This is a genomic window from Falsiruegeria sp. JB4-1, assembly GCF_055693495.1.
In genome coordinates this window covers 2,313,739-2,326,777 of record NZ_JBVFTZ010000001.1, presented here as the reverse complement: position 1 = coordinate 2,326,777, position 13,039 = coordinate 2,313,739, and the positions used below count along the sequence as shown (strand labels likewise).

10 protein-coding genes and 2 pseudogenes are annotated in these 13,039 nt (G+C 57.2%); 4 read left to right on the top strand and 8 right to left on the bottom strand.

Annotated elements, in window-relative coordinates; all coding sequences use genetic code 11:
* Window positions 1-10: 10 nt before the first annotated feature.
* The gene (locus ACZ1HE_RS11900; RefSeq protein ID WP_472621033.1) at window positions 11-1,552 is read left to right on the top strand and encodes a helicase HerA-like domain-containing protein; all 1,542 of its coding nucleotides are present in this window, start codon (window positions 11-13) and stop codon (window positions 1,550-1,552) included.
* Between the two features lie 112 nt (window positions 1,553-1,664).
* On the opposite strand, the gene ACZ1HE_RS11895 is transcribed toward ACZ1HE_RS11900, so the two are convergent.
* The 5 genes and pseudogenes from ACZ1HE_RS11895 to ACZ1HE_RS11875 form a co-directional block, all read right to left on the bottom strand.
* Complete coding sequence (locus ACZ1HE_RS11895) at window positions 1,665-2,969, bottom strand: branched-chain amino acid ABC transporter permease (protein ID WP_472621031.1); 1,305 nt, start codon at window positions 2,967-2,969, stop codon at window positions 1,665-1,667.
* The gene (locus ACZ1HE_RS11890; protein ID WP_472621029.1) at window positions 2,966-3,976 is read right to left on the bottom strand and encodes a branched-chain amino acid ABC transporter permease; all 1,011 of its coding nucleotides are present in this window, start codon (window positions 3,974-3,976) and stop codon (window positions 2,966-2,968) included. The genes ACZ1HE_RS11895 and ACZ1HE_RS11890 overlap by 4 nt, the downstream gene beginning before the upstream one ends.
* A 3-nt stretch (window positions 3,977-3,979) precedes the next feature.
* Window positions 3,980-4,693 (bottom strand): ABC transporter ATP-binding protein, encoded by a 714-nt coding sequence (locus tag ACZ1HE_RS11885; protein ID WP_108787526.1) that lies wholly within the window; start codon window positions 4,691-4,693, stop codon window positions 3,980-3,982.
* A complete protein-coding gene (locus ACZ1HE_RS11880) occupies window positions 4,686-5,477 on the bottom strand; it encodes an ABC transporter ATP-binding protein (protein ID WP_472621027.1) in 792 nt (263 codons plus the stop codon). The genes ACZ1HE_RS11885 and ACZ1HE_RS11880 overlap by 8 nt, the downstream gene beginning before the upstream one ends.
* Window positions 5,478-5,612: 135 nt before the next feature.
* Window positions 5,613-6,811, bottom strand: a pseudogene (locus ACZ1HE_RS11875) (ABC transporter substrate-binding protein).
* A gap of 199 nt (window positions 6,812-7,010) precedes the next feature.
* Here ACZ1HE_RS11875 and ACZ1HE_RS11870 point away from each other — a divergent pair.
* Window positions 7,011-8,079 (top strand): annotated as a pseudogene (locus tag ACZ1HE_RS11870) (PQQ-dependent sugar dehydrogenase).
* On the opposite strand, the gene ACZ1HE_RS11865 reads toward ACZ1HE_RS11870, so the two are convergent.
* Window positions 8,030-8,575, bottom strand: a complete 546-nt coding sequence (locus ACZ1HE_RS11865) for a GNAT family N-acetyltransferase (RefSeq protein WP_472621025.1) — start codon at window positions 8,573-8,575, stop codon at window positions 8,030-8,032. The pseudogene ACZ1HE_RS11870 and the gene ACZ1HE_RS11865 sit on opposite strands and share 50 nt — an antisense overlap.
* On the bottom strand, window positions 8,572-9,576 hold the full coding sequence (locus ACZ1HE_RS11860; protein WP_472621023.1) for a GlxA family transcriptional regulator: 1,005 nt from the start codon (window positions 9,574-9,576) through the stop codon (window positions 8,572-8,574). Before ACZ1HE_RS11860 ends, ACZ1HE_RS11865 begins: the two co-directional genes overlap by 4 nt.
* Before the next feature lie 219 nt (window positions 9,577-9,795).
* On the opposite strand from ACZ1HE_RS11860, the gene ACZ1HE_RS11855 reads away from it, so the two are divergent.
* A complete protein-coding gene (locus ACZ1HE_RS11855) occupies window positions 9,796-11,178 on the top strand; it encodes a class II 3-deoxy-7-phosphoheptulonate synthase (protein WP_472621021.1) in 1,383 nt (460 codons plus the stop codon).
* Window positions 11,179-11,214: 36 nt separating this feature from the next.
* Here the strand turns inward: ACZ1HE_RS11855 and ACZ1HE_RS11850 are convergent, their stop codons facing one another.
* Complete coding sequence (locus ACZ1HE_RS11850) at window positions 11,215-11,847, bottom strand: PAS domain-containing protein (RefSeq protein WP_472621019.1); 633 nt, start codon at window positions 11,845-11,847, stop codon at window positions 11,215-11,217.
* A gap of 297 nt (window positions 11,848-12,144) precedes the next feature.
* Between ACZ1HE_RS11850 and ACZ1HE_RS11845 the strand changes: the two genes are divergently transcribed.
* Window positions 12,145-13,035, top strand: coding sequence for a YicC/YloC family endoribonuclease (locus ACZ1HE_RS11845; RefSeq protein ID WP_472621017.1), 891 nt, complete (start codon window positions 12,145-12,147; stop codon window positions 13,033-13,035).
* The last annotated feature ends 4 nt before the right edge of the window (window positions 13,036-13,039 follow it).

The window sequence follows — 13,039 nt, the reverse complement described above, 5'->3', positions numbered from 1 at the left end:
GCATAACTGGATGGACGGCAAGGTTTTTTTGGGCGGTGGCGGAGAAAATTATGGCGAGCCTCAGGGGTTGTCGTTGAAATATGCCAACCGGCACGGCTTGATCGCAGGGGCTACCGGCACGGGGAAGACCGTGACTTTGCAAATCCTGGCAGAGGGATTTTCCGAAGCTGGCGTGCCGGTGTTTCTTTCCGATGTTAAAGGGGATCTTTCCGGTCTGGCTAAGTCTGGCACGACCGAACATAAGCTTCACAATCCGTTTACCGAGCGTGCAAATACCATCGGATTCACAGATTTCGTATATCGTGCCAGTCCAGTGACATTCTGGGATCTTTTTGGTGAACAGGGCCACCCAGTACGCACCACGGTGACTGAAATGGGCCCTCTGTTGCTATCGCGTCTGCTGGAATTGACCGAGGCCCAAGAGGGTATCCTGAATATAGCTTTTCGCTTAGCGGACGAGGACGGCTTGCCGTTGCTCGACCTCAAGGACCTGCAAGCCCTTTTGGTGTGGATCGGTGAGAACCGCGCGCAGTTGTCTCTGCGCTATGGCAATGTCTCGACAGCATCGATCGGTGCAATACAGCGTCGACTTCTGGTGATTGAAAATCAGGGCGCGTCTAAGCTTTTTGGCGAACCTGCGCTGGAACTGGCGGATTTGATGCGTTCTGACGCCGAGGGGCGCGGCATGATCAATATCCTGGCTTCAGACAAATTGATGGCCGCGCCGGGGCTGTATGCAACGTTTCTCTTGTGGTTGCTGAGCGAATTGTTCGAAGAACTGCCAGAAGTTGGGGACCCTGACAAACCCAAACTGGTGTTCTTTTTTGACGAGGCCCATCTGCTCTTTGACGACGCGCCCAAAGTTCTGGTCGACAAGGTTGAGCAGGTTGCGCGCCTGATCCGTTCCAAAGGGGTGGGCGTCTACTTCATCACACAGAACCCGGCGGACGTGCCCGAGGATATCCTCGGGCAGCTTGGTAACCGTATCCAACACGCCTTGCGCGCGTTTACGGCGAAGGACCGCAAAAACTTACGGCTGGCAGCAGAAACTTACCGCGAGAACCCCGCCTTCGATACCGAAGCAGCCATTCGCGAGGTTGGCGTGGGCGAGGCCGTGACCTCGATGCTGCAAAAGAAAGGCGTGCCGGGTATTGTTGAACGAACCCTGATCCGTCCGCCGTCTTCACAGCTTGGCCCTATTACCAAATCCGAACGCGATGCCCATCTGGCAACCTCGGATATGGGCGGAAAATATGACACGCTGCTGGATCGAAAATCGGCATTCGAAATTTTGTCCAAACGCGCAGAACAGGCGGCAAAAGAGGCCGAAGAAGCCGAGGTTGAAGAAGAGGAACAGCCGATGATGCAGCGCGAATATTCTGCTGCTCGTCGTTACTCCGGGGCGCGCGTCAGCCGGTCGTCCTCGCGCTATTCTCGCAAGAAGGACACATTTGCCAGCGCCATGGGCGAGGCAGTGATCAAAGAGCTGAAGGGCACCACAGGTCGCCGCATCGTGCGTGGCATTCTGGGCGGCTTTTTCAAAGGGCGGTAACTCCCCTCTATAGATATTCTTGGGGTTAATTGGGCGCAGCTAAAAAGGGGCAGCGCCCCTTATCCCGGATCGCAAAATGAAAAACGCCGCCTCAAGAGGCGGCGTTTCCTTTTTATTTCTCGGGGATCAACCCGCGTGGACTGAACCTGAGCACAAGAAGCAGGATCACACCCATGGTGAGCAATCGCATGTGCGCTGCGCTGTCCAGAAGGTGATCGCGCAAGGCACTGTCTTCGGCCATTCCGGATGTCACCAGTTCCATCACCCAGATGCCAAGCGGTTCAACCTGAACCCAGAGAAACCAGATCAACATCGCGCCCAGAACGGCACCAAAGTTGTTTCCAGACCCGCCAACGATGACCATGACCCACACAAGGAAAGTGAAACGCAGCGGGTTGTAGGTACCAGGCGTTAGCTGACCATCCAGCGTTGTCATCATTGCACCCGCGATGCCACAAACTGCGGACCCCAGAACAAAAATCTGCAAATGCCGACGCGTGACATCCTTACCCATGGCCTCAGCTGCAACTTCATTGTCACGGATGGCGCGCATCATGCGGCCCCAAGGGCTTTTCAAAGCCATCTGCGCCATCCAGAGCAGAACCAGCAGCACGACCATGAACAGAACCGAATATCCCAGCTTGACATAGAGCGTCGATGCCAACACCGGGTCCAACCCCATGCCTGCAGCCCGTTCCACAAATGCGGGATCGTTTTGCAGGTCGATCTCATAGGGAACCGGACGGGGCAGGCCGATGACGTTTTTCACGCCGCGCGCCAGCCAGTCCTCGTTCTTGAGCACAGCGATGATGATCTCGGCGATGCCAAGAGTTGCAATCGCCAGATAGTCCGACCGTAGCCCTAGAGCGGTCTTGCCGATCAGCCAAGCGGCGCCTGCCGCCAGCAGACCGCCCGCAGGCCAAGCCAGCAGAACCGGCAAGCCAAGGCCGCCGATGTTGCCCGCAGCGGCAGGATTGATCGCCTCGACCGCTGCGACATTCGGATCAAAGACCGCCCGATAAATGACAAAGCCAAGCACCAAAACAGCCAACATGGCAACCGTCCGGGCACGTCCTTTTGCCATCTTTTTTGAGATCATGACCGCCGCTGTCACCGTGGCCGCACCCAAGAGCAGGGCCAAGACGATGCCGAAGCCACCGGCACTCCACGCCTCGGGGCTATAGTCTCCGGCAATCAGCACAACCGCCAGACCGCCAAGCGCCACAAAGCCCATGACACCAACGTTAAAGAGACCTGCAAAGCCCCACTGTAGGTTCACACCAATCGCCATGATGGCCGAGATCAGACCCATGTTGATAATCAAAATGGCCGAGTTCCAGCTTTGCATGAAACCTGTCGCGATGATCAGACCGCCGACAATGGCAAAGAGGCCGGTATTTTTAAGCGTCTCGTTCATACCGCTTTCCCCTTGAACAGACCGGTTGGCTTGAACAGCAGCACAATAAGCAGGATCACGAAACTAACCGCGAACTTGTAATCTGTGCTGAGCAGTTGGGCGAGGCCCGAGGGTTCCAGACTTTCAGGCAGCATGTATTTCGCCACCTTCTTCCAGGCGTATGTGATCGTCACCTCGGAAAATGCGATGACAAAGCCACCTGCAATGGCCCCCAGCGGGTTGCCCAAACCACCCACGATGGCCGAGGCAAAGATGGGCAGCAAAAGCTGGAAGTAGACAAACGGCTTGAACGATTTGTCGAGGCCATAGAGTACGCCCGCCGTGGCGGCCAGTGCGGCCACGATCAGCCATGTGTACATGACCACACGCTCGGGATTGATGCCCGACAAAAGCGCCAGATCCTCATTGTCCGAATAGGCCCGCATCGACTTACCCGTGCGAGTGCGGTTGAGAAACCAGAACAGAGCGATCACACAGATCACCGCGACCACAACCGTGATCCCTTGGGTGGTCTTGATCGCCAGACCTTCCTTCAGGCCGGTCATGGTCTTGAAGTCGCGTGCCGAGATGATGAAGCGTTCGCCGTCAGCAAAGCGTTGATCACCGGGACCGATGACGAAGCGCACCAGACCGTTCATGATAAACATGACGCCCATCGATACGATCACCAGGATCACCGGCTTGGCCTTTTGCTCGCGGTAAAATTTGTACACCACTCGATCTGTGAACAGCACCAGCAACATGGTGCCCAGAATGCCAAAGGGCAGGGCGAGCAGGGCGGTCGGTAGGGGACCAAAGCTGATCCCGATGCTCTGCATCCACCAAGTCACCAGCACGGTGATCATCGCCCCAAAGGCCATGGTGTCCCCATGGGCAAAGTTCGAGAACCGCAGGATGCCATAGATCAGTGTGACCCCAAGCGCACCCAAGGCCAATTGGCTGCCATAGGCGATCGCAGGGACCAGCACAAAGTTGGAAAGCGCCACAAGGGCGTTGAGGAAATCCATCAGTTAGCCCCCCAGGAATGATTTGCGGACTTCGGGATCAGCCAGCAGCTCTTTCCCGGTGCCGGTATAGGCGTTGCGGCCCTGGACCAGCACATATCCCTTGTCGGCGATTTCCAGCGCCTGGCGGGCGTTCTGTTCCACCATCAGGATCGGAATGCCGGTGCGGCTGACCTCGATGATGCGGTCAAACAGCTCGTCCATGACGATGGGCGACACACCCGCGGTGGGTTCGTCCAGCATCAACACCTTGGGTTGGGTCATCAGCGCGCGACCCACGGCCACCTGCTGACGCTGACCCCCCGACAGCTCGCCAGCTGCCTGATGGCGCTTGTCGCGCAGGATCGGGAACAGGGTATACACCTGCTCCATTGTGTCCGAGATGTCATCGGTGCGGATAAATGCACCCATCTCAAGGTTCTCTTCAACCGTCATTGAGGTGAAGATGTTCGAGGTCTGCGGCACAAACCCCATGCCCTTGACCACGCGGTCCTGCGGGCTGAGCTTGGTGATGTCCTCGCCGTCCAAACGCACCGCGCCCTGACGGACGTCGAGCATGCCAAACACGGCCTTCATCGCTGTGGATTTACCAGCGCCGTTGGGGCCGACGATGACAGCAATCTCGCCGGGGTTCACGGCAATGGTGCACTCGTGAAGGATGTCGGGGCCCTTGCCGTAGCCGCCGGTCATCGTGTCACCGATCAGAAAGGGTTCAGCCATCTGCGTTCTCCAACTGATCCTTGTTCTTCAGACCGGTGCCCAGATAGGCCTCGATCACCTGCTCGTTGGCCTTGATCTCGTCCAGCGAACCTTCGGCCAAAACCTTGCCCTCGGCCATACAAATGACCGGGCCGCAGATCTTGCCGATGAAATCCATGTCGTGCTCGATGACGACAAATGTGTATCCGCGTTCCTTGTTCAGGCGCAGGATCGTGTCACCGATGGTCATCAAGAGCGTGCGGTTCACGCCGGCACCGACCTCGTCGAGGAAGACGATCTTGGCGTCGACCATCATGGTCCGGCCCAGTTCCAGAAGTTTCTTTTGACCGCCTGAAACCTGACCCGCCTTGTGGTCGGCCAGATGTTCGATGGTCAGGAACTCCAGCACTTCATCGGCCTTAGCCCGCAGCGCGCGTTCCTCGTCGGCAATGCGCTTGCGTCCGAACCAGGTGTTCCACAGTGCCTCACCCGATTGCGCACCTGGAACCATCATCAGGTTCTCGCGGCACGACATCGAGCTGAACTCATGTGCGATCTGAAAGGTCCGCAGCAGCCCTTTGTGAAACAACTCATGCGGCGGCAGGCCGGTGATATCTTCACCCGCCATGGTCACCTTGCCGCTGGTGGGCGGCAGGACACCTGCGATGACATTGAACAGTGTGGTCTTTCCGGCCCCGTTCGGGCCGATCAGCCCAGTAATGGAACCCTCGGCGATTTCCAGCGATGCACCATCCACCGCGCGAAACCCGCCAAAGTGCTTATGCACGTCTTCGACGACGATCATGTTTTCCCCCGTCCGCTGTTTTTTGGCGCGGACCCCTTATTTGTTGGCCTCATCCGATTTTGAGGTGCGGCCTTCTGTCATCGAAACAGCCCGGACACAAGGCCCGGGCTGATCGTTTTTCAGGTCAATTTCGCATCAGCGGAATTTGACTGTGGTGATTTTACCGTCCTTGATCTCGTACTGGCGATAGTTACCAGCCGACTCGCCGCCGCCGATCAATTCAACAGCAGTGGCGCCGACATAATCGACTTCGCCGCCGTCTTTCAGGATCTGCAGCGCCTTGGCCAGCTCACCCGGATAGATCTTTTCGCCCGGTGCGTTGGCGACATCCATCACCTTGCCTAGGCATAGTCGCCAGGTGCGTTGGAGTTTGCGGCCTGCATCGCCAGCATGATCAGGGCTGCGGCGTCATAGGATTCACCTACAAACGACGAGGTGCCGTCAAAACCGTTGGCTTCGCCCATTTCAACCATGGTGCCAGCGCCGGGGCTGTCGGTGCCCGGCAGCTGACCGGTCGAGCCGTCGATTTCGGAACCAAAGTTCTCTTCCAGCTTGGCGCCGTACATGCCATCGGGGAAGTGGAAGCTGTCAAACGCGCCCGAATCCAGCGCCGCACGCATCACGCCCGAACCGCCCTGGTCAACGTAACCGGCGATCACCAGCTTTTCGCCACCCGCAGCAGCCAATGCGCCTACTTCGGCCGAGTAGTCGGCCTTGCCGTCTTCGTGTGCGGCGGAAATGGTCACGGTGCCGCCTGCGGCTTCAAACGCGCCTTGGAAGCTGTCTGCCAGGCCCTTGCCGTAGTCGTTGTTGGTGTAGGTCAGCGCGACTTCCTTGACGCCCTGTTCCATCAGAACTTCGGTCATCACAACACCCTGACGGGCATCCGACGGTGCGGTGCGGAAGAACAGGCCGTTGTCTTCGGCGGTCGACAGAGCGGGCGAGGTCGCCGACGGCGAGATCATGACCATGCCGTTGGGCAGTGCAACGTTCGACAGGATCGCGCCGGTGACGCCCGAGCAGTCGCCGCCCACGATGCCGTTCACGCCATCGGATGTGATCAGACGCTCAGCGGCCGCGGTCGCTGCGCCCGAGTCGATGCAGGTCGAGTCAGCACGGATCGGAGTGACTGTGGCCGCGTCCAGCAGCAAGCCGCTGTCGGTTGCTTCTTTCATCGCCAGTTCGGCGGCAGCCGCCATCGGTGGGGTCAGCGATTCAATCGGGCCGGTAAAGCCGAAGATGATACCCAGTTTGACTTCTTTGGCGTGACCGCCTGCCATAGCAGTGGTTGCCATCAGCGCCGTTGCCGCAGTTGCGGTGAGCAGCTTTTTCATATGGTTAACTCCCTAGTTGGAACGTGATCGTTCTGTGATCGACCCTAGGCAAGCTCTGCAAAAAAGAAAAGTCCTAACGATAACGTGTTTTTGCGTGGCGATCCTGTTTGGTTTCAGCGATTTTCACACCAGATTGAGAGTTAAGTTTGCCAATTCGGAGGTTTCAGTCATGTGGGTTAGGTTCGCGATTCTGCTGATCATGGGGTTGGCGCACCCCGTCACGGCGCAAACATTCAACACTCGGGCCGGGGCAGTTCAACTCACGAAAATGATTGGCGGGCTGGAAACCCCCTGGGCCATTGGGGTTCTACCGACGGGTGGATATCTGATCACGGAAAGAGATGGCGATCTGCTGCATGTGCGCGAAGGGAAAGCCACCAAGGTTTCAGGCGTCCCCAAGGTGCATGCTCGGGGGCAGGGTGGGTTGCTGGATGTTACCGTGGCTCGGGACTTCGCCCGTTCGCGTGAGATTTTCTTGACCTATTCCAAACGGCAACGTGGCGGTGCAGGCACCGCTTTGGCAGTAGCCAAACTGGACACCAACGGGCGGAGACTGACAAATGTTCGCACGATCTTTGAAGCCGCGGCAGGCGGTTCAGGCGGGAGACATTTTGGCAGCCGGGTGGTTGAGGCGCGCGACGGTACCCTCTTTGTCACCATCGGAGATCGTGGCGATCGACCTTCAGCACAGGATCGGTCAAATCACAACGGCACCATCGTGCGCATCAACCGCAATGGCACCGTGCCCGGAGACAACCCCTTCGTTGGCCAGTGCAGGGATCCGGCCCGAGATTTGGTCCTACGGCCATCGCAATCCACAAGGTGCTGGGTTGGATGCAAAGGGTCGGCTTTGGACGTCTGAGCACGGGGCCAAGGGCGGAGATGAGGTCAACGCCGTCCGCAAGGGCGCGAACTATGGCTGGCCGATCATTTCTTACGGTGTTCATTATTCAGGCGGCAAGATCGGCGAGGGGACATCGAAACCCGGCATGGAACAACCCAAGCACTATTGGGACCCCTCCATCGCGCCTTCGGGGTTGATGGTTTATTCCGGGAAACTCTGGCCGCAATGGCGAGGCGATCTGTTTGTCGGATCGTTGAAATTCAACTACATCTCGCGGTTGGACGGCGGCAATGTGCGCGAGGTAGAACAGATTAAGAGCGCTGAAACAGAACGCGTGCGCGATATCGTCGAAGCACCCGATGGCTCGATCTGGTTCATTTCGGTTGGGCAGGGGGCGGTTTATCGGATGACTCCTGCGAAATAGCGGTTCGCAAAAGTTCAAAATATGCAGTGTCACACCACTCGTCGTCACCATAGAGAAAGTTGGCTTTCTCGTGTCCGACCTTGCGAAATCCCAGTTTCGACAACAATGCGATCGATGCTGAATTGCGTGGGTCACATTGTGCCGTCAAGGCAGGCTCATCCGGAAATCGTTCGAATGCCCTGGGAAGAAGGGTCGACAGGGCCTCGAACGCAATTCCCTTGCGCCAAAAGTCTGGATGCAAAATGTAACCGACCTCAGGGCTGTTCCAAACCCCGGCTTTTCCGATGCAGCGCCCCTCAAAATCGATGATGAGGTCGAAACTGACCTTTGGGTTCTGTGCCATCAAACCATCGAGAAACCGCGCGGTGATCTCGATTTCATCATAAGCAGGCCGATCCCAGTACCGCATGGCAGAGGGATCAGAGAAGATTGCGTGCAGCGCAGTCAAATCATCTGCGCGCGCGGGGCGCAGCAGCAAGCGGCCTGTTCGGATCACACCGATAGTCGCGAAGCCTGCGCGCCACGCTCACGGTAGGGCGTAGTGTTGTAATGCGCCCGGTAGCACTTTGAGAAATGGCTGGGTGAGGCAAAGCCGCAGGCAAGAGCGACGTTGATCACGCTCATGTCCGTTTGCATCAACAGGTTACGTGCCTTTTGCAGGCGCAGTTCCATGTAGTAGCGTTTGGGCGAGCGATTCAGATACCGGCGGAACAGCCGTTCGAGCTGCCGGGTCGACATGCCCACATCCTTGGCCAGGATCGAAGGGCTGATCGGTTCCTCGATGTTCTTTTCCATCATCTGGATGACCTGGCTCAACTTGGGGTGCCGCACGCCAATCCGGGTTGGTACCGACAGTCGTTGGGTGTCCTGATCAGTTCGGATCGAGGAGTAGATCATCTGGTCAGCAACGGCGTTTGCAAGTTCTTCGCCGTGACCTTCGGCGATGACCTTGAGCATCAGGTCAATCGAAGACGTGCCGTCGGCAGTCGTCATTCGGTTCCCTTCGATCAGAAAAACCGACTTGGTTAGTTCGACTTCGTCAAACTCTTCCGCAAAGCTGTCTGCGTTTTCCCAATGGATCGTCGCCTTCTTGCCGTCGAGCATTCCAGCCTTGGCCATCGTATAGGCTCCGGTGCACAACCCACCAATTCGCAACCCTTTACGGGCTTCGCGTCGTAGCCAGTTCAGAAGCTTCTTGGTTGTTGCCAACTGAACGTCCACACCACCGCAGAGCAACACGACATCATCACGCGACAGTTCGATAAGTTCATCGTCTAATTTGAACGTGGTTCCGGCCGAGCAACTTACAACGTCACCACTCTCACCAATAAGGAGCCAGCTATAGAGCTCGCGATTGGACATGCGATTTGCGATTCTCAAGCTGTCCAGCGCCGAAGCAAATGACAACATCGAAAATCTGTCCAACAGGACAAAGACGAACCTCTTGGGTTTGGTTTGATCGGTGTCCACATCGACAACTTGGCGTTGCTCTTGCATGGCTCAGTATTCCTTATCTGTAAGCGCCGAGGGTTTCGTGGCTTTTGCGGCGCATTAGGCACCATGCTCAGAGCTTAATTCTCTCGTCAAGAGCCGCAAATCGCATATGGCCTCTGATCGCCGCTTTTTGTATAGAGACCCCCTAAGATTACCTTAGCGGAGAATAGAGCTATGAGTGAGTGGCAAAAATCGAACTGGCGCAGCAAACCGCGGGTTCAGATGCCTGACTATACCGATCAAGCGGCCCTGGCGGCCGTTGAGTCGCAGCTTTCGAATTATCCGCCGCTGGTGTTTGCTGGCGAGGCCCGCCGCCTGAAGAAACAACTTGGCGCCGCCGCACGTGGCGAAGCCTTTCTGTTGCAGGGTGGCGATTGCGCCGAGAGCTTTGAACAGTTCAGCGCTGATGCTATCCGCGACACCTTCAAGGTGATGCTACAGATGGCGATCGTCCTGACCTATGGGGCCAAGGTGCCTGTGGTTAAGGTGGGCCGGATGGCCGGGCAATTCGCCAAACCTCGCTCGGCTCCGACCGAGGTGGTGGATGGCGTGGAACTGCCTAGCTACCGTGGCGACATCATTAACGAACTGGCCTTCACACCCGAGGCCCGCATCCCGGACCCCAAAAAGATGTTGCAGGCTTACACGCAGGCTGCAGCGACCCTGAACCTGCTGCGTGCGTTCTCGACCGGTGGTTTCGCCGACATGACACGGCTGCACTCCTGGACACTTGGCTTTGCCAATGATCAGGATGTGCGGAAGTATTCCGAAGTTGCCGACCGGATTCAGGACAGCATCGACTTCATGGCAGCGGCGGGTATCAACGCCGACACAACGCATGAGGTGGCCACGGTTGATTTCTACACCAGCCACGAAAGTCTGCTGTTGGAATACGAAGAAGCGCTGACCCGGCTGGACACAACCTCTGGGAACTGGCTGGCTGGCTCGGGCCACATGATCTGGATCGGCGATCGCACCCGTCAGCCCGACGGCGCACATGTGGAATTCTGCCGTGGTGTTCTGAACCCCATCGGCCTGAAAACCGGTCCAACAACCACAGCCGATGACCTCAAGGTATTGATGTCCAAGCTGAACCCTGAAAACGAAGAGGGGCGCCTGACTCTGATTGCGCGCTTTGGTGCGGGCAATGTCGGCGAGCACCTGCCGCGCCTGATCAAGGCGGTACAGGAAGAAGGCGCGAACGTGACTTGGGTCTGTGATCCCATGCACGGTAACACCATCAAGTCGTCGACCGGCTACAAAACCCGGCCATTTGAGTCCGTTCTGCGCGAAGTTCGCGACTTCTTTGGTGTGCATTCGGCTGAGGGTACGATCCCCGGCGGCGTTCATTTTGAGATGACCGGCCTGGACGTGACCGAATGCACTGGTGGCGTGCGTGCTGTGACCGAAGAAGGCCTGAGCGATCGCTACCACACGGCATGCGACCCACGTCTGAATGCCAGCCAGTCGCTGGAACTGGCGTTCCTTGTGGCCGAAGAGTTGTCGAGAGCTGCGGTCAGGACGCAAAGCACGCGCAGCTGGATAATTGGCCATGTTGCGAAAATGCAAAACGGCGGGCCGCTGTGCCCGCCGTTTTTGTTTTAATCTCTTGATACGACCAGTTTCAAAGCCGGTTTAGCTTCAAGTGTTTTTTGCTCTTCGGCGAGATCCGGGCACGGGGTCAGGCTTGCGTGCAACTTGCTCAGATGCGCGGTTCAGGTTCCTGATCCGTGAGTGCTTGATATCGAAACTGTGAGAGGATCGTTTGTCGGGATCGCTTTCAGTTACAAGAACCCCCAACGCGCGGCTGGCTTCGCCAAAGTCGCTCAGTAATGGCAAAAGTATCATACGAGCTTCGAGCGGGGCGCGTGCAAACCGACGCTGTGCTGACAAATCCAGCTCGGCAATTGCGGGTGTATCGAAGATATGTTCCAGCGTTGCGCCAATTTCGGCCCGGGCACTGCCTGAAAACAAGGCCGTCAAGGGCATGCCCCGAACTTCCATTCCTGAGACTTTGCTCAGGTGTTGACCGGCAAGACGAAAGCGGGCGATGCCCGGAGCAATTCGCTCTAACACAAAGGTGTATTCCAGAATGTTGCCCAATCCACGCGGGTCGATGTCCGAACGGTGTGGAATGCCACCGTCAACACGCAAGGCCGACCAATACGCCTCGGCCTGTCGGATAGGGGACAGGCTGCGCCCGTTAAGGAACCGATCCATTGAAACCACCTTGTCCGTATTGCCGCTTAACTTCTCACCAATAAATCGCAACATGCGCATGTCCTCGTCCTTTGGCGCCGTTGTTGCTCCCATGATAGGGAAAATACCTGGCCGACGCATTAGGTTACTCAAAGGTTAATCTGACACGCGTTGAGTCAATTTTGGAGCAAATCTTTAATGAATGGTTAACGCTTGGGGTCGGGTCGGAAGGTGGCATGAACTTGCCGCTTCGCGTCGATCTTGCGAAAAGCAAGAGCAGCGTCCGGATCAAGCAGGGCTTGCTCTGTTCCACTGTATGGCATTAGGTGCCGCCAACCCTCGATTGGGAACGTTTACAGAGATGGGGAACACATGATCAGATCTATGACCGGTTTTGCCTCGGCGCGAGGGGAGCTCGGCCCCCACAGCTGGGCCTGGGAATTGCGCAGTGTCAATTCGAAGGGATTGGATTTGCGTGTCCGCGTTCCGGACTGGTTGGATGGCCTGGAAGCCGCTTTGCGCTCGACGTTGCCTAAGTCGGTGTCCCGCGGGAGCGTGACCGTCGCGCTCAAGATTAGCCGGGTCGAAGATGCGGGTGTGCTGAGTTTGAACACGGCAGTACTGGACGCAGCACTCGAAGCGATGTCCGAAATCGAAGACAAGGCGATGCTGCGTGGCGTAACGCTCGCGCCATCCAAAGCTTCGGATCTGTTGGCCTTGCGCGGAATGCTGGATGCCACGGCTGCCGATGACGATCCGGCGCCATTGGTGGCGCAACTGAAAACAGAATTTGACGCGTTGATTGGTGAGTTCTTGCAAATGCGCGCCGTCGAAGGGCGGGCTTTGTACGGTATCTTGACCGAACAATTGCGGATCGTAGAAGCCCTGACGTCTCAGGCGGTTGACCTGACCGAAGTCCGCGCGGCGACGGTTGCAGAAACACTCAAAGCCAATCTGGCGCGTGTTCTGGACAATGCAGATGGGGTCGACCCGGATAGGGTGGCACAGGAATTGGCCATCCTGGCAGTAAAATCAGATGTCACAGAAGAGATTGATCGTCTTGGGGCCCACGTTTCAGCAGCACGGGACCTGCTTGAGCAAGGCGGGTCTGTCGGGCGAAAACTCGACTTCCTGATGCAAGAGTTCAACCGCGAAGCCAACACCTTGTGCTCAAAATCCCAGAACTCGGAATTGACCGCTGTCGGTTTGGAACTCAAAGCTGTGATCGACCAGATGCGTGAGCAGGTTCAGAATGTCGAATGAGCAA

What these genes read in the sequence shown, in the direction of transcription:
- ACZ1HE_RS11900 (WP_472621033.1), top strand. Translation starts at nt 11, where the DNA reads ATGGACGGCAAGGTTTTTTTGGGCGGTGGCGGAGAAAATTATGGCGAG.
- ACZ1HE_RS11895 (WP_472621031.1), bottom strand. Translation starts at nt 2,969, where the DNA reads ATGAACGAGACGCTTAAAAATACCGGCCTCTTTGCCATTGTCGGCGGT.
- ACZ1HE_RS11890 (WP_472621029.1), bottom strand. Translation starts at nt 3,976, where the DNA reads ATGGATTTCCTCAACGCCCTTGTGGCGCTTTCCAACTTTGTGCTGGTC.
- ACZ1HE_RS11885 (WP_108787526.1), bottom strand. Translation starts at nt 4,693, where the DNA reads ATGGCTGAACCCTTTCTGATCGGTGACACGATGACCGGCGGCTACGGC.
- ACZ1HE_RS11880 (WP_472621027.1), bottom strand. Translation starts at nt 5,477, where the DNA reads ATGATCGTCGTCGAAGACGTGCATAAGCACTTTGGCGGGTTTCGCGCG.
- ACZ1HE_RS11860 (WP_472621023.1), bottom strand. Translation starts at nt 9,576, where the DNA reads ATGCAAGAGCAACGCCAAGTTGTCGATGTGGACACCGATCAAACCAAA.
- ACZ1HE_RS11855 (WP_472621021.1), top strand. Translation starts at nt 9,796, where the DNA reads ATGCCTGACTATACCGATCAAGCGGCCCTGGCGGCCGTTGAGTCGCAG.
- ACZ1HE_RS11850 (WP_472621019.1), bottom strand. Translation starts at nt 11,847, where the DNA reads ATGTTGCGATTTATTGGTGAGAAGTTAAGCGGCAATACGGACAAGGTG.
- ACZ1HE_RS11845 (WP_472621017.1), top strand. Translation starts at nt 12,145, where the DNA reads ATGATCAGATCTATGACCGGTTTTGCCTCGGCGCGAGGGGAGCTCGGC.